Below are 19,892 nucleotides of genomic sequence, written 5' to 3' on the forward strand. Positions count from 1 at the left end.
GTGCGCGACAGCTCGGCTGCCTGCGCATCAGTCGGATAGAAGCGGTACTTGAACGCCCGCTTCACACGGTTTGTGGTCACGCTCACAAACTAGTGATGCTGCGAGTTAAGATCAAATCTGCGGGTCACAGCACGGCCCTTCGCCCTGCGGGCGGAACTCCGCTCCTTGCCCTGCTCCACAGGAGTCCGTTTCCTCTCCGCCCTGAAGGGCGGAGTATCCACGGAGGAATCCGATGACCCGCACCCGCAGGAAGTCTTCGCCGACCACGGAAAGCGGCTCGGCACCGGGGACCTCAACCTGATCACCGCGAACTACACCGAGGACGCCGTCTTCGTCACCCCCGAGGGAACTCTGACGGGTCACCAGGGCGTACGGGAGGGAATCGGCCGTCTCCTGGCCGATCTCCCCGACGCCGACTGGCAGTTGACTCCGCGGTTCGCCGGAAACGTGCTGTTCCTGCAGTGGACCGCCACCCACGAGGTCACCGACGGCGTCGACACGTTCGTCTTCCGTGACGGTCTCATCGGCGCCCAGACCGTCCGCTACACCCTCTCCACCCGTACGACCCGTACCGTCTGAAAGGCCACACGCACCATGGCACCGTCCGTCATCCCCACCGTCACCCTCAACAACGGCGTCGAGATCCCTCAGCTCGGCTTCGGCGTCTTCCAGGTCCCCGACGACCAGACCACCGCCGCGGTGAGCTCCGCCCTGGAGGCCGGCTACCGCAGCATCGACACCGCCGCGATCTACGGCAACGAGACCGGCGTCGGCCGCGCCCTCGCCGCCTCCGGGATCGCCCGCGAGGAGCTGTTCGTCACCACCAAACTGTGGAACGCCGACCAGGGCTACGACGCCACCCTGCGGGCCTTCGACGCCAGCCTCGCCAAGCTGGGCCTGGACCACGTCGACCTGTACCTGATCCACTGGCCGACCCCGGCCCGCGACCTGTACCGCGAGTCCTGGAAGGCCATCGAGAAGCTCGTCGCCGAGGAGCGGGTCCGCGCCGCGGGCGTGTCCAACTTCCAGCCCGCGCACCTCGACCGGCTCATCGCCGGCTCCGAGCTGGTCCCGGCGGTCAACCAGATCGAGCTGCACCCCGGCCTCCAGCAGAGTGAGCTGCGCGCTGTCCACGCCCAGCACGGCATCGCCACCGAGGCGTGGAGCCCGCTGGCGCAGGGCGCCGTCCTCAAGGACGAGGCGATCACCACGATCGCCGCCCGCCACGGCAAGTCACCCGCCCAGGTCGTCCTGCGCTGGCACCTCCAGCTCGGCAACGTCGTCATCCCCAAGTCGGTGACGCCCGCCCGCATCCGCGAGAACCTCGACGTCTTCGACTTCACCCTCACCGACGACGAGATGGCCACCATCGCCACCCTCGACCGCGACCTGCGCACCGGCCCCCACCCGGACGAGCTCAACTGACCCTACCGACCGGGGGCGGCGTTCCGCGCCGTCCCGCCGGGTTGCCACGGCTCGCGCGGGCGTGGATGGCAGGTCCCGCCCGCGCAAGCCCGAACTCGAACTCCGTACCTCCGCGTCGCCCCGCGTCGTCGCTGCTCTTCCGAAAGTTGTGTCTGCCATGTCCGTCGCCCCCACCGCCCTGGACCGGCTCGTGAACGCCGCGAGCCTGCCGACTCTGGGCCTCGAGCTGCCCCTCGACAACGACTGGGGCGCGACCCGGCTGCGCGCCGACCGGGCCGCGGGCCGCCCCTTCGGTGTCCCGGACCTGACCCGCCATGCCGAACTCGCTCGCCTGGCGGATGAGCTGGGCTTCGCCGGGCTCTGGGTGCGGGACGTCCCCCTCTACGATCCCGAGCAGTTCGGCGACGCCGGTTCCGTCTTCGAGACGTTCACGCACCTCGGGCACCTCGCGGCCGTGACCGAGCGGGCCGTGCTCGGGACCGCGGCCGTCGTCCTGCCGCTGCGGCAGCCGCTGCTGGTCGCCAAGTCCGCTGCCACGGTCGACGTGCTCTCCGGCGGCCGGTTCGTCCTCGGCCTCGCGAGCGGGGACCGGCCCGTCGAGTACCCCCTGTTCGGGGAGGACTTCCAAGGCCGCGGTGCCACGTTCCGCAGGGGTGTGGAGATCCTGCGTGCCGCGTGGGCCCGGCACACCGACGGTGCGGGCATGGAGCTGCCCGAGCTCGGTCTCGACGCCGACCGTCATCTGGACGTCCTGCCCAAGCCGACGGGCCCGTCCGTGCCTCTCGCCATCGCCGGGCACGCCCAGCAGTCGGCCGCGTGGATCTCGCAGAACGCGGACGCGTCCCTCAATTACCCGCGTCCACTGGGGGCCCTGCGCCTCAAGACGCGGGAGTGGCAGGAGCTGACCGCCGGCACGTCCAAGCCGTACCTCACCCCCATGCAGCTGGACCTTACCGGGGACCCCTCCACTGCGGCGACCCCGATCCGGCTCGGGCTGCGCACCGGCCACCAGGCTCTGATCGACCATCTGCGGGCGATGGGCGAACTCGGCGTCGCCCACGTCTCCTTCAACCTCCGTCCCGGCAACCGCCCCGTGGAAGAGATCCTCCACGAGCTCGCCGAAACGGTCCTGCCGCACTTCCCCTCCCCCGGCACGGCAGCCGGAACCGGTGCGGCCGGCACCGTCGCTTCCTGAGGCGGGCAGCGCTCGTCGAAGTACGGGATGCCGAGCTCCCGCTGGACGCTGCCGGCCGCAGAGGCTCTGGAAAGACATCGTCGCGGTCGGCCCGCACCCCCTGTGTGGCCGACCCGGGGGGGGCGGACCGTCGGCAAGGTGCGCACTCCGTCGCCCTATCGAAGAATCGCTTCCGTCCAGTTCCTGATGGAGCCGCCCTGCACCCGCGAACGCGTCGCCGTGGTGGCAGAGCGCACAACGAAGGGATGCGTCATGACCGCTGCCACCACTCCGATGAACCTCACCCGGGCCGCACATGTCGGGATCTCGGTCTCGGACCTGGACGCCTCGATCGCGTTCTACAAGGCTCTCACCGGGCGGGAGCCCGTCGCGGAGGGGACCATGAGCAGTGTGCCGTTCGGCAAGTCGCAGGGGCTGCCCACCTCGAAGCTGCGGTACGCCACGATCAACCTGGACAACAGCCTGGGCATCGACCTCATCCAGTTCCAGGAGCCGGTCGGTGAGCGCACGAACGGCAAGGCGAACCGCCCCGGCTCCATGCACCTGTGCCTCGCTGTGTCCGGTTCGCCCACCTCGGCGCGTCCGGCAGCACGATCGGCAGCGCGCCCTGGGCGCAGGGCCGTTGCGGACGACAAGGCCGACGCGCTCGACCGCCATGGCGCCTTCCTCCTGGGCGAGGGGCGGTGTGGTTCCTTCTCCGGGATGCGCTCCGGCCGGGAGCCTCGGCGACGCGCGCGGCGTTCCCCCTGGGATGCGGTGCGCCATCGTCGGCGCGGGCGGGCGGTCGTCGTGCGGACGCCTTCGGCTTGCAAGCCCTCGTGTCGGGTGAGGGTGATGGCAGGGAAGGCCTGTGCCTCATGGGCCTGGCGCCCGAGCCCGGATCGACCGGCCCCGGTGTGGCAGCCACTTGCATTACCTAGCGTCTGCAATTATTGTTCTTACCAGTAAGGCGCTTCTGCATCTATCTGCGCCGTACGCCCGGCTCCGGCAGGACGCCACCGTGCATCCACTGCCACGGCTCCGCCGACAGAGCCGCCAACCGCAGAGGCATCCGTTCACTCATGCCTCACCCCCGCGCCGGGGATGCCGTCGCACCCCGGCACCCATGATCGAAAAGGCACCGTCATGTCCCTCAAGGAAATCCTTCCCGGCAAGCTCGGCTTCGGCACCGCCCCGCTCGGCAACATGTTCCGCGCGATCCCCGACGAGGAGGCCGCCGCCACGGTCGAGGCCGCCTGGGACCAGGGCATCCGCTACTACGACACCGCCCCGTTCTACGGCGCCGGCCTCTCGGAGTCCCGCCTGGGCGAGGTTCTGTCCACCAAGCCCCGCGACGCCTATGTCCTGTCGACCAAGGTCGGCCGGGTCATCCTCGACGAACTGGAGGAGGGTGCCCGCGACCTCGGCGAGAAGGGCGGCCTGTTCGAGCACGGCAATCCCAACAAGATGCTCCACGTGTGGACCGCCGAGGCCACCGAGCGTTCCATCGAGGACAGCCTCAAGCGGCTCGGCACCGACCGGCTCGACATCGTCTGGGTCCACGACATCGCCCAGGACTTCCACGGCGACCTGTGGCTGCAGAAGTTCGAGGAGGCCCGTACCGGCGCCTTCCGGGCGCTGTCCCGGCTGCGCGACGAGGGCGTCATCAAGGCCTGGGGCCTCGGCGTCAACCGCACCGAGCCCATCGAGCTGACCCTCGCCCTCGACGAGCCCCGGCCCGACGGATTCCTCCTCGCCGGCCGCTACACCCTCCTCGACCACGAGCACGCCCTGCAGCGGCTGCTGCCCATGGCCCAGGAACAGAACGTCGACATGGTCGTCGGCGGCCCCTACAGCTCCGGCGTCCTCGCCGGCGGCGCCCACTTCGAGTACCAGCAGGCCCCGCCGGAGATCGTCGAGAAGGTTTCCCGCCTGAAGGCCCTGGCCCAGAAGCACGGCGTCTCCATCAAGGCCGCCGCCCTCCAGTTCTCCCTCGCCCACCCGGTTGCCGCCGCCGCCGTTCCCGGCGCGACCCGGCCCAGCCGCATCGCCGAGGACAACGCCGCCCTGAACGAGACCGTCCCGGCCGCGTTCTGGCACGAGCTGCGCACCGCCGGCCTGGTCAGCCCGGCCGCCCCGCTGCCCAACGGCGCCTGACCACACACCCCGAAACCCCCACCACAGCACCAGGATCCAGGAGAATGATCATGGCTTCCACCTCCGTCAGCCGCATAGTGCCCGCCTCCCCCGACAAGGTCTGGAGCCTCATCGGCGGCTTCGACGCCCTGCCCGACTGGCTCCCCTACATCCCCGAGAGCACCCCGCTCGAAGGCGGCCGGGTCCGTCGGCTGAAGAACCCGAACGGCGAGGTCATCATCGAGCGCCTCGTGGACTTCAACGAGGCCGAGCGCCACTACAGCTACGCCATCCTCCAGGCCCCGTTCCCGGTCAACGGCTACGTCTCCACCATCCGGGTCCACACCGTTCCCGGCCGCGACGACATCGCCGAGGTCCAGTGGTCCGGCCGCTTCAACCCCGACAACGCCGCCGACGACGAAGTCGTCGACCTCTTCACCGGCATCTACCGCGACGGCCTCGACGCACTCCACAAGACCCTCACGGCCTGACACCGGGGCCATCCATCGCGGGGCCCCACCGCACAGCCCGGGTACGCACCCCGCATACCCGGGCTGCGGTGTGCCCGGGTCGCACAGTCACCCACCGCGACGGCCGGCACGTCCAGCACGTGGCGCCGGAGCGGATCGCTGCGCTGCCGGAGGACAGCCATGCGGTCACCACCCGGATCGACCGACCCCGGAGGCCGAGCGCCAGGCACCCTCGCTCGCGCCGTGTGCTCGCCCGTACCGACGGGCGCACGGGCGCACGGCAGCGCCATACGCGAGCACACTCGTGGCCCGAGCCCGCCCGAAGCCTTCACCGACTCCGCGCGACTCCACGACTCCTTCCGCGCACCGCTATACGGCTGGAATAAATAACCAGCGTGCGCAATTATCTAGTCATGCGCCGCGCAACGACGCGGGCCGATCACCCCTCCACAGGCCCGTCCCAGGCCACGCACCAGGAGTTCCCCGTGACCTCGCTCTTCGCCCCAGCACACTCAGGTCGCTGACCATCCCCAACCGCATCTGGATGGCAGCGATGTGCCAGTACAGCGCGGCACCGGAGGGTGACGCGGTCGGCGCCCCCACCGACTGGCACTTCGCGCACCTGGCCGCCCGAGCCGCCGGCGGCACCGGCCTGATCATCACCGAGGCCACGGCCATTCACCCCGAGGGCCGGATCAGCCCATACGATCTGGGCATCTGGAACGACACGCAGGTCGCCGCCTTCCAGCGGATCACCGCATTCCTCACGTCCCAGGGCACCGTCCCCGGCATCCAGCTCTCCCACGCCGGACGCAAGGCATCCACCGAGCGCACCTGGGTCGACCGCGGACGCCAGATCACGCCTGATGAGCCCTACGGCTGGACGCCGTCCGGCCCCAGCGCGATCCCCTTCGCCGAGTCCTCGACCACCCCCAGGGAACTTACCGTCCCCGACATCCGGGAGACCGTCCAGCAGTTCGCCGACGCCGCCGAACGCGCCCTGGCCGCCGGATTCGAGGTCGTCGAGCTCCACGGCGCCCACGGCTACCTGATCCACCAGTTCCTCTCCCCGCACAGCAACCACCGCACCGACGAGTACGGCGGCTCCTTCGAAGGCCGGACCCGCTTCCCCCTCGAGGTCGTCGAGGCGGTCCGCGCCGTGTGGCCCGAAAACCTGCCGGTCTTCTTCCGTATCTCCGCCACCGACTGGCTCACCGAGAACCCCGAGGACGACCGCGAGGGCTGGACCGCCGACGACACCGTCCGATTCGCCAAGGAACTCCAGGCCCGGGGCGTGGACCTCATGGACATCTCCACCGGCGGCAACGCGCCCGACGCGAAGATCGAGACCGGACCCCACTACCAGGTGCCCTTCGCCGAACGGGTCCGCAAGGAGACCGGCATGCCCGTGGCAGCCGTCGGCCTGATCACCGAGCCCGACCAGGCACAGGACGTCATCACCTCCGGCCAGGCCGACGCCGTCCTCCTCGGACGTGAACTCCTGCGCAACCCGTACTGGGCACGCGACGCCGCCGCAGAACTCGGCGGCGAGGTCCCCTCCCCCGTCCAGTACCACCGCTCTTGACGCTCTCCCTCCTGAAGGAGGGAGATTCTTACGGCTCGCGCCGTGAGACTTCCTGTTTCATCGCCGACTGCCCGCCCGGAGTTCTCCGTTGAGGTCTTGCACCAGCTCCACAGGCCGACACCGCCCGTCCGGCGGCCAGCAGGTTGCGTGCGGCGTTCACGTCCCGGTCGTGGGTCGTGCCGCAGGCGCACGTCCAGGTACGGACGTGCAGCGGCATCCTGTCCTGCAAGGTGCCGCAGACAAAGCACAGCTTGGACGAGGGGAAGAAGCGGTCGACCGCGATCACTTCCCGCCCGTGCCACTGGGCTTTGTACTCCAGCAGGCTGCGGAACTCGGCCCATGCCACGTCGCTGATGGCGCGGTCGTCCTCGCGCGGGCCTCGGCGGGCCTGGCAGACGGCACCATCCGCGGGGACGTCGGGCACCTGGACCAGATCCGCACCTGTTCGGCCGGCCGCTGTGGGACATGGAGCCCGCCGACGCCGACGCGTACTTCGGGAAGGTGCTGCGGCAGTCACCCAGCGGCACCCGGCTGGCCCGGTCGCAGGCTCTGACGACGTACTTCATGTTCCTGGAGCTGCGGCACAAGGTCGAGATGCTGTCCGCCTCCGGGGTCGCCTCAGCCAGCCGATGGTGATCGGGCCGTCCGACGCCGGTACCACCCCGCTTTTCCGAGAACTCCGTCAGTCGAGCAGAGTGGTGGCCGTGTTGATGAGTTCCGCGTCGGCTTCCTTTGTGCGGTGGGCGGCGATGCCGGACCGGAAGAGGGACGCTCCTTCGATCAGCACGGTGAAAACCCTTGCCCGTGCCCGGCAGACGGTGTCGGAGAGAGTTGGGTTGCGGGCGCGGAGAAACCCGGCGACATGGTCCTGGTAATCGCTGTAGAACGTGCGCATGACCGCCGCGACGGCTTCGTCACGGCCCGCCAGAGCCCACAGCTCGGCGTAGACCCGGACGAGTCGCGGATCATCGTGCTCGGCCAGAAGCTGACGAATCAGCCCCTCCGTGTCCGGCGGCGTGTGCGCGCCCGCGTCGGCGAACAACGGGGTCAGCCTGTCGAGAGAACGGTCCAGGGTGCGGCGCAGGACGGCGGCGATCAGCTCCGTGCGGGAGGGGAAGTAGTACTGCACGTGCCCCAGACGGGTCTGTGCCGTGGCCGCCACTGCCCGCATGGTCAACTCGCCGTATCCGGACTCGAAGAGGATCTTCTCAGCGGCGTCCAGGAGCGCGGCACGCCGCTGAGCGCCCTTGGTCGTGGCGGGCGTGCGCTTGTCCTGTTCCGGGGATCGTTCGCTCATGCCGCCCTGCCCTCCGTCCGTTCGTCGCGCACGGCCCTGCGCACAACCAGGTCGACGCCCTGCGCGGCGAGGTCCGACGGCACGCTCTGCGGACTCGGGAGCTGTTCGGGGAAGACCACGCCGCTCGGTGCGGGGGCACCGTCTTCGCCGCGTACCCGACGCAGCCCCATCAGCGCGCCCAGTGCGGTCAGATGCGCCTGCCCGGCCCGATCGGTCACGGTCGCGGAGAGAGTGTCGCCCTCGTGAGTGACGTCGATGCGGAGCTGGGCCGTGCCGCCTTCGCCCGGTGCGTACAGCAGCCCACGGCGCGCGCCGGTGAAGCACTCGCCGCGGCCCCAGCGGAAGAACCCGAGCCGCTTGGCGGCCAGCAGGGCTGTCGTGGACGCGGGCGAGCTGAAGCCGATCCGGGTTGTTGCGGTCTGGGCCGCGAGGGTGAGAGGAAGGGTGAACTGCTCGGGGGTGTCGATCCGGGCGACCCGGGTGAGCGACTCCCCGATACGGACGCGGCGGACGTCGCTCAGCGGCATGACCGTGCGCCGCTGCCCGTCCCGCACCACCTCGTAGTCCAGTCCGAGGCGGTCCATGAACTCCACCGAGTCCGCGCCCGCCCGGTCGCCGAGGTCCCAGCGAATGGCCACGTCGACCGTGTCCGCGCCGCCGAGCCGGTCGCCGAGACAGGCGGCGACGAGGCTGGTCACACCACCCATCCACGCGGAGGACAGCAGTACCGGCGCGGTCGGGCCCGCCAGTGCCGCGATGGTGGCCGCGCGCTGCATCCGTGTGGTCCAGCGGGTGACGTCCACGAACGGCACCCCGCCCCCGATCGCGGCGCGCAGGACGCGGTCGTCCGGATCGTTGACGACACTGACAACCGCGCTGACCCGCGCCCGGAACGGTGCCGGGTCCGTCAGGTCCCAGGTGCGCAGTTCCGCGCCGGTCTCGTCCGCCAGTTGCTGTCCGCGCCGCACGGTCCGTCCCGTGAGCACCAGCGGCCATGAGGGGGCCGCCATCCGTGCCAGTTCCGCGCCGACCGTGCCGTATCCGCCGACCAGGAGCACAGGTCCGTCAGCGTCGAAGGAGAGTTCGTCGTTCATGAGACCCAATATAGGTCAGGTGACCAAAAAATGCCGCGCAGAGGGGGTTCGTCGCTTGCCGCGGTCAATCCATTACTCTCGATGACGTGTACATCCTGAAAGGTGGCGGCAGGAACAGGCGGTGGGGACAGTGGCGGCCGCGAGGCAGAAGGTGCCGAGGTTTCTCGTGGGGCCGGGGCTCGGTGCGCGGCGCTCGTGCCTGGCGCGGTCGATTGCCGGGCGAGGCGGCGCCGGCCGGAGGCCGGGTCGAAACCGCCGCCGCCCTCCCGAAGGGCACCGCCGAATCCCTGCGGAACGCGGCCTTCGACGCCTTCGCCCGTGAGGCCCGGATCGCCTCGGTGGTCAGTGCCGTCCTGATGACGGGCGCGGCGGTCCTCATCGCCACCCTGCTCCGCACCGCACGCACACGACCCGGACCCGAGGCCCGCCGATCCGCAGCGGAGCACCATGACGGGGACCGGGCGGGGGACCTGCACTCCCGGGCAACCTCGCCCTGAGCGCGGAGGGTGAGCCGTACGCGGGTGGAGACAGGGCTGGTGATGGAGGTGCCGGCCAGGACGGGCCGCTCGGCCCGTTCTGGCATTCGGGATCAACACCACCGTGGCATGGGACTGGCTGCCACAGCTCGGTACTACTTCTTGTGTGGGCCCTACCGTCCGGCGCACCAGACGGCCACCATCGACGGCTTGCGACTCCTCGTCGCCCAGATCGGGATGCACCGCCCATTCATCGAGCCCGGCAGGCAGGCCGCGACCAGGTCTCCCGCTTCAGACTCTGGGCGGGACCGTTGCTGCCGCCTCGCCTCCGCGCTGCAGCCCCGCACCCAACCGGTACGTCTACGAAGGCGACCGGCCGCACTGCGGCTCCTGGCAGAAGGAGATGGCCCGAGTGGACAAAGCACTCGGGCCAAAACGCACGGCCCGCGGCCCGCACGGTTGCAAATCAGCTGTGCTCACAACGATTGACAGCGTGGACCGCAGGCGGCTCGATCTTGCGCAGTTGTGTAATTGGCACAGCTGAGGCAAGCGCGAGAGCGATAGCTCCCACAAGCAATAGGGCGAGCCAGGCGCCAGAACCGTCGATGACGATTCCAGCTGCCGCGGACGCCAGCGATGCGCCGAGGTTTACAGAGGTGTTGATCCATGTCGACGCTTCCGTCCGGCTGGACTCCGGAACGATGGTGTCGGCGATGAGGTACCCGGTGATGAGAGACGGAGCGAGGAACAGGCCGACACGTCCGTGGTGCGGGCCGGGGCGCGAGGCCAAGAAGAGTCCGTCGGAAGACTGCCAGCCGATGCCCAGGGTGATCAGGAGACGTTCGTGCGGCCAGTACGCGTACTGGCCGCGTTCCTCCTCGTCGAGATCGGCCTCGTCCTCGGCGAGGTCCGATCCGATGTCCCGCAGGAACTCGGTGCCTACCGGTCAACGACGCGGGCGCGGAGCCGGGCGAGGATGCCGTTGTCACGGGAGCTTCCTCGACGGCCTGGCGCTCACGTTCGGCTTCACGGCGGGTGTGCTCGCAGTCCGGACACAGGCCACCCGTGCGATCACCGTTGAGCGGTGGTGCTGGCCCCGTCCAGTGCTTCCCGAATGATGTCCGCGTGCCCGGCGTGCTGGGCCGTTTCCCTGATCAGATGCAACAGGATCCGGCGCGCCGGCCAGTAGACCGTCTCCGGCGGGGACCAAGGAGTCCTGGGAAGGGGCACGTTCCTGTCCAAGTCCGGCAGAGCGCTCACAGCCTCTTCGGTCGCCTGTGCCGCGCCCGCGTAGAGCTTCAGCAACCCCGGGAGTGTTTCGCCTTCGGACATGCGGTACTGCCCGGTGTCGAGCATGCCGTCCGGCAGCTCTCCGTCCCCCTTGACCAGGATCTGCGCCCACACCTGCTCGCCGCGGGCCATGTGCTTGACGATCCCACCCAGCGCAAGTTCACTCACGGTTGTGCGCTGCGCAGCCTGCGCGTCGGTGATGCCGCGGACCGTGATGAGCAGCAACTCCCGCTGCTCGGCCAGTGCGCGCAGCAGTTCACCGCGCTCGCCTGGAAGAAATGAGGCCGGGCTCTCCGAATAAGTGGTCATGGGCTGACCATAGGAGGCATATAGGTCGGCTCATGTCCTCAATCCCTCCGGGCCTCCTCGGCCGGGCGCCGCTCGATATCTTCGAGGTGCTGGTCGTTCAGTGCGGTGGCGTGTTCGCACGGTGCCTGTCCGCCGTCGCGGAGGGCGAGAACGGAGCGGATCTCGGCGAGGGTGAGCCCGGCGCCCTGGGCACCTTCGCGTGGGGAGCCCGCCACCGCCCACGCCGGTGAGTGCGACTTTGACCGCTGGTAGGCGGATTTGAGCGATAGTTGGCGAGCCCGGACCCGTGGGCCGCCGCAGGGCATGCTGGGGCGCTTTGGGAGGCGTTATGGACTTGCTTGCGATCCTCGATGAGGCGGTGGCCGCTCTCAAGGCTCCTCTGGGAGAGGACGACCGAAGCCAGGGCTGGACCGATGATCTCCGGCGAGAGGTTCAGGAAGAGATTTCGATCAGCCGTTCAGTACTGCGCCGCCACGGATCCGGCATGGTGCGGTACCTACGTCCGCGCCTTGACGAGTGGATGGAACGCGAGGAGATACGGCCGGGACGCCTTCAGCACCTGTCGGGTGTGCAGCGGCGACTCGTGGACGCTCGCAACACGGTGTGAGGCACACCGGCTGCGCTGTCGATCCGAAGCTGCCAGGCCGCCAGCTACCAGGCGAAGCATCCGCCAACTACGAATGGTGCCGGTCGGGCAGCACATGGCCAACCTCCGCCGCAAGGGACAGAAGAACGGCCTGGGCAAGGACCCGGAGCGGGCCTCGGAACGCGCGAAGCAGCTGACGGCAATCGACCCGGACTGGGACTGCCCGTGGCCGCTGGACCGGCAACGCCACCACCGCGTCCTCGCCGACCTCGCCGTCGATGAGCCCGGCGGACGTCTGCCCGCCATCCAGCCCGGCGTACTGTTCGACGGCGACGGCCTCGGACGGTGACTGAAGCAGCAGAAACAGCCAGGCACCTGGGCACAGCTCCTCCCCGAGCAGCAGGAACGGCTGTCGAAGCTGGGTCTGCAGCCCTCTGAGGCGCCGACTTCCGTCCCAGCCGCCAAGCGAGCGGCAAAGGGTCCGAGCAAGGCCAAGGTGGCGTTCCAGCGGGGCCTGGCGGCCCTCGCGCAATGGGTGGCAAAAGGGCACCGGCCGGTACCGCGCGGCCACAGCGAGACGATCGCGGTCGACGGCTCGGCGGAGCCCGTGGTCGTGAAGCCGGGTGTATGGGTGTCGAACACCAAGACCCGCCGGGACAAGCTCACTCAGGAGCAGTTGAACGCACTGCGGGAGCTCGGCATCGAATGGGCCCGACTCCGCGTCGGCGGTTCATTGAACCGGTTGGACACACCAGTGCACACAGAGGCCCCGAGAGTCATAGCGACTAATTGCCAAGACTTGTGAATCGGTTGGAATTACTCATTTCACTTCGGCCTGAAGTCGTTCCGGCGTCGTGCTGAACTCGCGTACTGCGCAGGTGAGGTGCCGATGCATGCGGTGAAGTCGCGGGTGAAGTGTGCTTGGTCGGCGTAGCCGAGTTCGGCGGCGAGAGCAGACCAGTCCTGCGGGTCCATGGCCGCGCGTGCGGCGGCTTCCTGAATGCGGGCTCGCCGGATCACCCACTTGGGTCCGATGCCGACGTACTCGGCGAACGTTCGCTGCAGCTGGCGCGCGCTCATGTCGGCGATTGCGGCGAGCTGGGACACCCGTAGAACGGAAGGGTCGGCGCTGATCGTTTCGACCAGCCTGGTGGCCTTGTCGATGGCAGGGTCAGGAGTGGGCCGGTGGCCTCGCACGAGCGCGGCTGCCAGTTCGAGCGCGGTGGGCACGCAGGGTTCGGCGATGATGGCGTCTGCTGCTGCCCGCGCCGCCGGGCCGAAGATCTCTTCGATGTCCAGGACTCGGTCGGTAAGGGTGGACACCGGGGCGGTGAGGAACGGGCGGAAGCCGCCGGGCCGGAATCGCAGGCCAAGTACCCGGCCGGTGCCAGAGATCTCTCGGGTGAACGTGTCGCTGACGATGCCTGTGATTTGGGCCTGACCGCCAGTGGTGAAGGTGAGGTGGACCACCGGGTGGGTGAGGACTTGCTGCCGGTGTGGTTCGGTCAGGTCCCAGTGGAGGATCCAGTAACCGTCCACGAATGGGGTCAGATCCGCCGGAGCCGTCTCGTGGTCGAGCCGGAAGCGCTCAGTCGCGGTGTGCGGGTCGAGGATGGCCCGCTGTCGCGCTTGTTCCATACCCGTCATCGTCGTCCTGTCTACTACGCCTGATCGCAAGTGGGGAAGGGATGGCGTGGAGACGTGATCTGTGATGGCCCGGGCCTCGGAAGCGGCGGTGGACATCGTGCGCGGGATCGGGCCGGACGAGTTCGGCGGAAGCACACCGTGCCCGGAGCTGAAGGTCGGGGCACTCCTGAATCACCTGATCTTCTGGACCAGCGTGCGGGGGCACGCCGCGGGACTGAAGCAGCCTCCACAGGCCCGGCTGGATGAGGTGGCGGAGCGACATGACTTCACCGCGGAGCCTGATTGGGCCGAGGTGTATGCCGCCCGGTCGGCGGCGAGCGCCGCCGTCTGGAGCGATCCGCAGGCGTGGGTCGGCGAGACCGCACTGACTGGGAGCGGGCGGATGCCGGCCCGCTTCATCGGTGGGATCGTGCTGGGCGAGTGGCTGCTGCACGGCTGGGACCTGGCGGTGGCGACCGGGCAGAAGCTGAACGTGGACGAGGAACTCGCGGCGGCGCTGTACGAGGACATCGCAGGCAAGGCCGAGATGGCCAGGCAGTACGGGGTGTTCGGCCCCGAAGTCAGCGTGCCTACAACTGCGCCATTGTTTGACCGCGCTCTGGGACTGGCGGGCCGAGCCCCGTCGTGGAAACGCTGAGCCTAACCGCATGTGAACGCACGTGTGGGCCATTGCCGTCCCAGGTGCCCAGTGATCAGCGCGTTGTACTGTTCAGCTGCCGTACATGGTGCGCGAGACGACCGAGGCGTTCGTCGGCGCAGTCACCGGCAGCCTGGCCGCTCCCCGAGGACTGCTGCTCGGCAGGCACGACGACGACAGGCGCTTCCAGTGCACCGGCCACACCACCACCCTGGCCTGTACGGCCGGCGCACTGCTCGCTCCGGCCCGGCGCGGCTTTCCTGGACGGGTTGGTCGTTCTCCGCCAGGTGCGGCAGCCGAGGGACGCTGAACGTCACGCTGGCGGAACCGGAGCTGGTGGTGGAAGCCGGCGTCGACGTCGCCCGCGACGCCTCCGGCCGTTGGCGCCACCCCGCCCGCTGGCACCATGCGGTGACCTGCACGAATACGAGGGCGGTTCTCCAGGTCGCGCAACAGTAGGCGCAACCCCTCAGTCGCAACAGATGGCGCAACCCCAGGTGCAACCCACGTCGCAACGTGGCGTTGCTGGTCGCCCGAGGGCGCCCGGTCCGTCATGCGGCCCGGACGGCTCCCCGAACGGGGCGCGGCAAGCGCGTCGTATGTGGCGTTCCAGGCGTGCTGGACCTGACACCACCCGCCAGGGTCGCCCGGTTCTTGGGTTCAGCGGCCTGGGGGCGGGGGCGATCCACTGAGGTGGTGCCGGTGGTGACCAATGGGATGGGGTGTGAGGTGCGGCCGGTGGGACGGGGTGCGTTCGATGACCAGGAGGGCGGCGTCGTCGGCGGGGGGGCCGCCGATGTGGGCGAGCAGATCGCGGTGGATGTGGCGCAGCAGAGCATCGGGGCTGCTGGTGGGGAAGGAGGCGACTCGTTCGGCGAGCGGGTAGAACGCTCGGGACGGCGAGCGGGCTTCGATGACACCGTCGGTGTAGAGGACGAGCATGTCACCGCCTTTGAAGGTGAACGGGTCGATGCGGTCGTCCTCGATCGGTCGTTCGCACACGCCCAGCGGAGGCAGAGGCTGTCGGGCGTGCAGGACCGTGACCCGCTGATCGCGCACCAGCAGAGGCGGGCAATGTCCGCAGTTGATCATCTCAGCGGCCGACAGGACGTCGGAGATCTCCAGGACGAGGCACGTGATGAAGTGCTCGCCGGCGTCATGCTCGGTGTCCGTCACGTCCTCCAGGTTCCGGGAGACGCTGTCTTCGAGGGCAGCTACCAGCCCGGGGAGGGTGGCATGCCGGTGAGCGCCCTCACGGAATGCCCCCAGCACCAGCGAGGCCTCACCGATGGCGGCCAGCCCGTGGCCCCGGACATCGCCGATGACCACCCGGGTCGCGGCATGCGCGGCGCGGGCGAACGCAAACAGATCACCCCCGATCTCGGCCTCGTCCTCCGCGGACATATACAGCCATGCCACCTGCAACGGCCCGATCCGGCGTGGTGGAGGCCGAAGCAGAACACGCTGAGCCGTCGCCGCCACAGAGCGTGCCCGGCTCAGCGCCCGGTCGCGCCGCTCCCGCACAAACCGCATGAAAAACACCAAGGCGGAAAGCACGGTCAGCGCGGTGATCTGCGCCATGCGGTTGGTCGTGGTCAGTTCGCCGAGGAAGACAGCGATGAACACCTGGGCCGCCACTGCCAGGACCCCGGCGAGAGCAGTGAGCCGTGGCCCGGCGAGGGAGGCGGTCAGAGCGGGCGCGATGACCAGCAGTGGGCCCAGCTGGACATCGCGCCCGGTGTAGATATCCAGCGCGGTGATCGTCACAATCAGCACGAACGGGACCGCCACCAGACCACGGCCTGACGGTGGCTCCAGGAGGTCATCCCACGAACGTCGCACACCCATATACCCCCTATGCTCCATCGATAGCGCACCCCCAGCCAGCCGACGAGCACGGTTCTTCTCTCAGCCTTCCTGCGGCGGCCTCATTCTGTCCGTCCGCTGGCCCCGCCGTGACTTCCGATTTCGGAAGTACGGCTCCAGCACGTGCCAGTCGAAGAGATGGGTACGCCCAGCCTTCGTCCTGGTCCAAGGGGAGGGGCCGGTCCGGGTCGATCTCGGCGAGCCGGCGGATCCGCTGGGCCGTCAGCCGCGTCAGCTTGGCTTCTTCCAGGCGGTAGGGCATCTGTGCGGCCGAGGTGGATCAAGCCCGCCCAGTCGATCGAGGTCCGTTTCGGGACGTCTCGGGCCCGGGGCCGTCGACGTCGCGCCCTACCGCGTCGCCGACGTCGACGCTCTGCCCACCACGCGCACCGAGGTCGACTGGAAGCAGCTGCGCAGCCTCGGCAAAGGCCGGCGCTCACTGCTCGCCTTCCTTCGTCCGGCACCGGAGGCGGCATCGGTCTGAACCGGCGATCACCGATCGGCGCAGCGGCACGATCACGCCTCTGCCCGAGAGGGGGGCGAATGAGGAAGGACCTCTCTCCTGCAGAGAGGAGGTGTCGCCGCCGGGGCGGTGCCGACCCAGGGGATATGACCTGCCCAAACACCGCCGCCCGCTCCAGGCCCCGGCAACCTGTCGGGCGCCTCGTTGCGCAACCCGTTGCACGACTCGTAAGCACTACCGTTGCACGACCCTGGCCGGACAGCAGCCCTGCCCGCGCGCCGGACAGGACGAAGATCGGGCCGGATGCCCGGGGCCATGGCCAGGCCGAGATGAGGCCGGCGCCTGCTGACCCAATCACTGACCCGCCGCCCGCCAGACACCCTCAACCTCTCCCACGGCTATCGCGTGGAAAGAAGTGCCGACGAACGCACATCACGCGCAGCACTTCGCTTCGCGGCTATTTGCGTCGCGATCGGCGAACCGTTGGCGAACCGCGTCCCGGTCGTCCAGGAAGGCGGTCAGGGCGCGGCGTTGCGCTTCTTCGCGGGTGACCTGGCGGGCGAGGACGTCGCGGTACGGGGCGACGGCAGCAAGGACCAGGCGCTCAGCGCCCCTCGGCGGCGGGCGTCGCCGGTCCCGCCGCTGTGCGCGCACCGTCCCGAGCGGGCTGTCCCGGGCGTTCCGATCGTGTGGGCGGCGCCCAGCAGGAGGCGGGTCGGTCCACGCGGATGGTCATCGTGCCCGGACAGGTCCTGGCGCTTGCCCGCTCGGGTCCTCGGGACGGTCGGCCCAGGCCGCGGCGGGTAGGCCGTGCCCGCCGGCATTGGTCACCGTCCGGCCTGGACGAACCCTGCTGTGCGCGGTCACGTTCGTCGGACAGTCACCGTTCACGTGGCCTCCTTGGAACCTACGACAGGCCACATGTCAAGCAGCGACTTGCCGATATTTCCCGGCGCCCCACCGCCACAGGGGGTGAGTAGACGTCAGAAGATCACCTGCAAGGGCTAATGGTCTTTCAATCTCCCTGTTTCAGTGCATTTTTGACGGTTAGTCAGCTTCTCTTCGGAGCGACGTAAAGGGGCTCCGCATACCCGATCAGCCCTACAAAGCCGGGGCTCCCGATTTGCTCGATATGACAGGAATATGGGGTGTTAGTACGTTCAATCACGCACCGGCTGTCACAGCGGGACTGTCTCTGAGTCCGAGAAGGAGAACAAGCGACATGATCATGACCCGTTCCCACGCGATCGCCACGGCCGTCGCGGCCGCCGCGGCACTGACCGCGACCGGCATCACCTACGCCTCCGCCGTCCCCGCCCCCCAGACCCAGGCCCAGGTGGCCCCGGCCGCCGTCCTCGCCCAGGCCCCCATGGGCGGGGAGGGTGGCAACACGGGCAAGGGCAACGAAGGCAACGAGCGCCGGGGCAACGAGCGCGAGGGCAATGAGCGCGAGGGCAAGCGCCATCACAAGGAGGGCAGGATCCACATCAACGAGCGCGAATTCTCCGGCCGCCCCGACGGCTGCATCACCGTCGTCAGCGGCCTGGGCGCCAAGAGCTTCAACATCCGCAACGACAGTCGCAACGAGGTCGAGGTCTTCCGCGGAGCCGTGTGCGACAACGGCGCCCCCATCGCCACCGTCGGCCCGCACAGCTCCGCCAACGGCGTCTGCCCGGGCAAGAGCGAGGGCAGGGACGAGGACGAGAACTGCGAGAAGGACGAGCACCACGAGAAGAAGCACCACGAGAAGAAGCACCACGAGGAGATGAATGGCGGCGTGAAGGTCAAGAACGGAGTCATCGCCAGCTTCCGCGTCATCAAGCGCCACCACAACGAGAGGGGCGAGGGCGGCGAGGGCGGCGACTTCGGCGACTTCGGCGATTACTAAAACCAGCAACCGCCTGATGCGCATGCTGGAGAACTCCGGCCCGCCGTAATCGGGCCGGGGCCCTGCGGCCAGGCGCACAACACAGAATCCCGGCCCGCCGTAATCGGGCCGGGACTCTCGTCCGGCCCCCGGCCCGAGGATATCCCTTCTCGGAACATCCAGCTCGGGACCGCGGAGGTGCGTGGAGGCGTCGACGAGGGCGGTGTACGGCCGTACGGGCATGGAACCGATCCACGCGCAGCACCTCAGCGAGCCCGGGCTTGTCGTCCTCGACGAGTGACGCTGGGGATGAGAACCGGGCTGTGGCGGAGGAGCCGGATCTGACAAGGGCCCGGGAGGTCGCTGAGCAGGGCCAGGATCTGGAGATTTCCGGCGCGTCACTGAGGTTGAACTCGTGATGTCGTGACCGGCCTGATGGTCAGGCCGGTCTGAGCAACGACACGACATCACGAGTGGGCGGCAACCGGGCCTGAGGGGCCCATGCCGCCCAGCATGGCGGTCAAGGTCTCGTCGTCACTTGGTGAAGACGAGACTGACGTTGTGTCCGCCGAACCCGAACGAGTTGGCCAGCCCAGCAGACCACTGACCGGTGCGCCGCTCACCGCGCACCACATCCAGTTCCACGCGCGGGTCGAGTTCGTCGAGGTTGCGCGTGGCCGGCACTGTGCCGTCCTTGAGCGCGAACAGAGCGGCCATAGCGCCAACCGTTCCGGACGCGCCCATCATGTGACCTGTCATCGACTTCGTCGCCGTCACCGCAGCGTGGCTGCCGATCACCCGGCCGATCGCCTCGGCCTCCGCCAGGTCACCGGACTCCGTCGAGGTGGCGTGGGCGTGCACGACCCCAATGTCAGCCGGGGCCAGGCCGGCGTCGCGCAGCGCCAGTTCCATGGCGAAGGCCTGGCCTTCCGCGTCGGAGGCCGTGATGTGGTTCGCGCTCGAACTCACGGCACTGCCGGCCAGCGTGCCGTAGGCACGTGCTCCACGGGCCCGGGCGAACTCGGCGCGTTCGAGCACCATCATCCCCGCGCCCTCGCCCATAACGAACCCGGACCGCTTGACGTCGAACGGGCGGGACACGGTCTCTGGGTCCACGGACTGCGTCGACAGGGCCTTCATCTGGACGAATACCGCGATGGTGAAGGGGTGCAGGCATGCCTCCACCCCACCTGCGACGACCACGTCCGCCCGCCCGCTGCGGATCAGACGGTCTCGAGCACGTAGCAGCTTCGGCCCTCAAGCTCGTCTGGTGTTGGAATGATCCCGCCCTATTCTCATCGGTCAGCGTTATCCACAAGCATTGAGAACCTCGGTCATCGGATTCCTCCGTGGATACTCCGCCCTTCAGGGCGGAGAGGAAACGGACTCCTGTGGAGCAGGGCAAGGAGCGGAGTTCCGCCCCCAGGGCGAAGGGCCGTGCTGTGACCCGCAGATTTGATCTTAACTCGCAGCACCACTAGTTTGTGAGCGTGACCACAAACCGTGTGAAGCGGGCGTTCAAGTACCGCTTCTATCCGACTGATGCGCAGGCAGCCGAGCTGTCGCGCAC

The 19,892-nt window shown here is 68.9% G+C and carries 23 protein-coding genes and 2 pseudogenes; 15 read left to right on the forward strand and 10 right to left on the reverse strand.

Annotated features, from left to right (window positions below; genetic code table 11):
- Positions 1–86 (reverse strand): helix-turn-helix domain-containing protein (locus tag ACFVV1_RS40030; protein ID WP_390000430.1); only part of this gene is annotated, 86 nt, incomplete at its 3' end.
- Positions 87–165: 79 nt separating this feature from the next.
- On the opposite strand from ACFVV1_RS40030, the gene ACFVV1_RS40035 reads away from it, so the two are divergent.
- From ACFVV1_RS40035 to ACFVV1_RS40065, 7 genes and pseudogenes are all read left to right on the forward strand, one after another.
- Positions 166–579 (forward strand): nuclear transport factor 2 family protein, encoded by a 414-nt coding sequence (locus ACFVV1_RS40035; RefSeq protein WP_390000377.1) that lies wholly within the window; start codon positions 166–168, stop codon positions 577–579.
- A 15-nt stretch (positions 580–594) separates the two neighbouring features.
- Positions 595–1,425 (forward strand): aldo/keto reductase, encoded by an 831-nt coding sequence (locus ACFVV1_RS40040; protein WP_390000380.1) that lies wholly within the window; start codon positions 595–597, stop codon positions 1,423–1,425.
- A gap of 157 nt (positions 1,426–1,582) precedes the next feature.
- Complete coding sequence (locus ACFVV1_RS40045) at positions 1,583–2,620, forward strand: TIGR03571 family LLM class oxidoreductase (RefSeq protein WP_390000382.1); 1,038 nt, start codon at positions 1,583–1,585, stop codon at positions 2,618–2,620.
- A 252-nt stretch (positions 2,621–2,872) separates the two neighbouring features.
- Positions 2,873–3,568 (forward strand): hypothetical protein, encoded by a 696-nt coding sequence (locus ACFVV1_RS40050; RefSeq protein ID WP_390000386.1) that lies wholly within the window; start codon positions 2,873–2,875, stop codon positions 3,566–3,568.
- 177 nt (positions 3,569–3,745) lie between these two features.
- Positions 3,746–4,756, forward strand: a complete 1,011-nt coding sequence (locus ACFVV1_RS40055; RefSeq protein WP_390000388.1) for an aldo/keto reductase — start codon at positions 3,746–3,748, stop codon at positions 4,754–4,756.
- 50 nt (positions 4,757–4,806) lie between these two features.
- Positions 4,807–5,226, forward strand: a complete 420-nt coding sequence (locus ACFVV1_RS40060; RefSeq protein WP_390000391.1) for an SRPBCC family protein — start codon at positions 4,807–4,809, stop codon at positions 5,224–5,226.
- A 481-nt stretch (positions 5,227–5,707) separates the two neighbouring features.
- A pseudogene (locus tag ACFVV1_RS40065) lies at positions 5,708–6,790 on the forward strand (NADH:flavin oxidoreductase/NADH oxidase); the annotation flags it as partial.
- 28 nt (positions 6,791–6,818) lie between these two features.
- On the opposite strand, the pseudogene ACFVV1_RS40070 reads toward ACFVV1_RS40065, so the two are convergent.
- Positions 6,819–7,151: pseudogene (locus ACFVV1_RS40070) on the reverse strand (zinc ribbon domain-containing protein); the annotation flags it as partial.
- A gap of 104 nt (positions 7,152–7,255) precedes the next feature.
- Here ACFVV1_RS40070 and ACFVV1_RS40075 point away from each other — a divergent pair.
- Entirely contained in the window at positions 7,256–7,426 is a 171-nt protein-coding gene (locus ACFVV1_RS40075) for a hypothetical protein (protein ID WP_390000393.1), read from the forward strand.
- A 46-nt stretch (positions 7,427–7,472) separates the two neighbouring features.
- Here ACFVV1_RS40075 and ACFVV1_RS40080 read toward each other — a convergent pair whose 3' ends face one another.
- Together ACFVV1_RS40080 and ACFVV1_RS40085 are read right to left on the reverse strand one after the other, a co-directional pair.
- Positions 7,473–8,087: a TetR/AcrR family transcriptional regulator gene (locus ACFVV1_RS40080; protein ID WP_390000395.1), complete on the reverse strand. Its 615-nt coding sequence runs from the start codon at positions 8,085–8,087 to the stop codon at positions 7,473–7,475.
- Positions 8,084–9,181, reverse strand: coding sequence for a saccharopine dehydrogenase (locus tag ACFVV1_RS40085; RefSeq protein WP_390000398.1), 1,098 nt, complete (start codon positions 9,179–9,181; stop codon positions 8,084–8,086). Before ACFVV1_RS40085 ends, ACFVV1_RS40080 begins: the two co-directional genes overlap by 4 nt.
- A gap of 182 nt (positions 9,182–9,363) precedes the next feature.
- Here ACFVV1_RS40085 and ACFVV1_RS40090 point away from each other — a divergent pair, with 182 nt between their 5' ends.
- On the forward strand, positions 9,364–9,678 hold the full coding sequence (locus ACFVV1_RS40090; RefSeq protein ID WP_390000401.1) for a hypothetical protein: 315 nt from the start codon (positions 9,364–9,366) through the stop codon (positions 9,676–9,678).
- Between the two features lie 1,050 nt (positions 9,679–10,728).
- Here the strand turns inward: ACFVV1_RS40090 and ACFVV1_RS40095 are convergent.
- Both ACFVV1_RS40095 and ACFVV1_RS40100 read right to left on the reverse strand, forming a co-directional pair.
- Entirely contained in the window at positions 10,729–11,256 is a 528-nt protein-coding gene (locus ACFVV1_RS40095; protein ID WP_390000404.1) for a DinB family protein, read from the reverse strand.
- A gap of 38 nt (positions 11,257–11,294) precedes the next feature.
- Positions 11,295–11,561: a MerR family DNA-binding protein gene (locus ACFVV1_RS40100; RefSeq protein ID WP_390000407.1), complete on the reverse strand. Its 267-nt coding sequence runs from the start codon at positions 11,559–11,561 to the stop codon at positions 11,295–11,297.
- 23 nt (positions 11,562–11,584) lie between these two features.
- Between ACFVV1_RS40100 and ACFVV1_RS40105 the strand changes: the two genes are divergently transcribed.
- A complete protein-coding gene (locus ACFVV1_RS40105; RefSeq protein WP_390000409.1) occupies positions 11,585–11,863 on the forward strand; it encodes a hypothetical protein in 279 nt (92 codons plus the stop codon).
- 94 nt (positions 11,864–11,957) lie between these two features.
- On the forward strand, positions 11,958–12,191 hold the full coding sequence (locus ACFVV1_RS40110) for a hypothetical protein (protein ID WP_390000411.1): 234 nt from the start codon (positions 11,958–11,960) through the stop codon (positions 12,189–12,191).
- A 476-nt stretch (positions 12,192–12,667) separates the two neighbouring features.
- Here the strand turns inward: ACFVV1_RS40110 and ACFVV1_RS40115 are convergent, their stop codons facing one another.
- Positions 12,668–13,480, reverse strand: a complete 813-nt coding sequence (locus tag ACFVV1_RS40115; RefSeq protein WP_390000413.1) for a DUF6597 domain-containing transcriptional factor — start codon at positions 13,478–13,480, stop codon at positions 12,668–12,670.
- Positions 13,481–13,553: 73 nt separating this feature from the next.
- On the opposite strand from ACFVV1_RS40115, the gene ACFVV1_RS40120 reads away from it, so the two are divergent.
- On the forward strand, positions 13,554–14,126 hold the full coding sequence (locus tag ACFVV1_RS40120; RefSeq protein ID WP_390000415.1) for a TIGR03086 family metal-binding protein: 573 nt from the start codon (positions 13,554–13,556) through the stop codon (positions 14,124–14,126).
- Positions 14,127–14,211: 85 nt separating this feature from the next.
- Complete coding sequence (locus ACFVV1_RS40125) at positions 14,212–14,436, forward strand: hypothetical protein (RefSeq protein ID WP_390000418.1); 225 nt, start codon at positions 14,212–14,214, stop codon at positions 14,434–14,436.
- Positions 14,437–14,786: 350 nt separating this feature from the next.
- Here ACFVV1_RS40125 and ACFVV1_RS40130 read toward each other — a convergent pair whose 3' ends face one another.
- Positions 14,787–15,902: a PP2C family protein-serine/threonine phosphatase gene (locus tag ACFVV1_RS40130; protein WP_390000421.1), complete on the reverse strand. Its 1,116-nt coding sequence runs from the start codon at positions 15,900–15,902 to the stop codon at positions 14,787–14,789.
- A gap of 985 nt (positions 15,903–16,887) precedes the next feature.
- Positions 16,888–17,109: a hypothetical protein gene (locus tag ACFVV1_RS40135; protein WP_390000424.1), complete on the reverse strand. Its 222-nt coding sequence runs from the start codon at positions 17,107–17,109 to the stop codon at positions 16,888–16,890.
- A 568-nt stretch (positions 17,110–17,677) separates the two neighbouring features.
- Between ACFVV1_RS40135 and ACFVV1_RS40140 the strand changes: the two genes are divergently transcribed.
- Positions 17,678–18,343 (forward strand): hypothetical protein, encoded by a 666-nt coding sequence (locus tag ACFVV1_RS40140; protein ID WP_390000427.1) that lies wholly within the window; start codon positions 17,678–17,680, stop codon positions 18,341–18,343.
- 513 nt (positions 18,344–18,856) lie between these two features.
- Here the strand turns inward: ACFVV1_RS40140 and ACFVV1_RS40145 are convergent.
- Entirely contained in the window at positions 18,857–19,570 is a 714-nt protein-coding gene (locus ACFVV1_RS40145; RefSeq protein ID WP_390000432.1) for a beta-ketoacyl-[acyl-carrier-protein] synthase family protein, read from the reverse strand.
- Between the two features lie 236 nt (positions 19,571–19,806).
- Here ACFVV1_RS40145 and ACFVV1_RS40150 point away from each other — a divergent pair.
- The coding region (locus ACFVV1_RS40150) for a helix-turn-helix domain-containing protein (RefSeq protein WP_390000430.1) at positions 19,807–19,892 on the forward strand (86 nt) is incomplete at its 3' end.

It is taken from the genome of Streptomyces sp. NPDC058092, from assembly GCF_042884935.1.
Classification (GTDB): Bacteria; Actinomycetota; Actinomycetes; order Streptomycetales; family Streptomycetaceae; genus Streptomyces.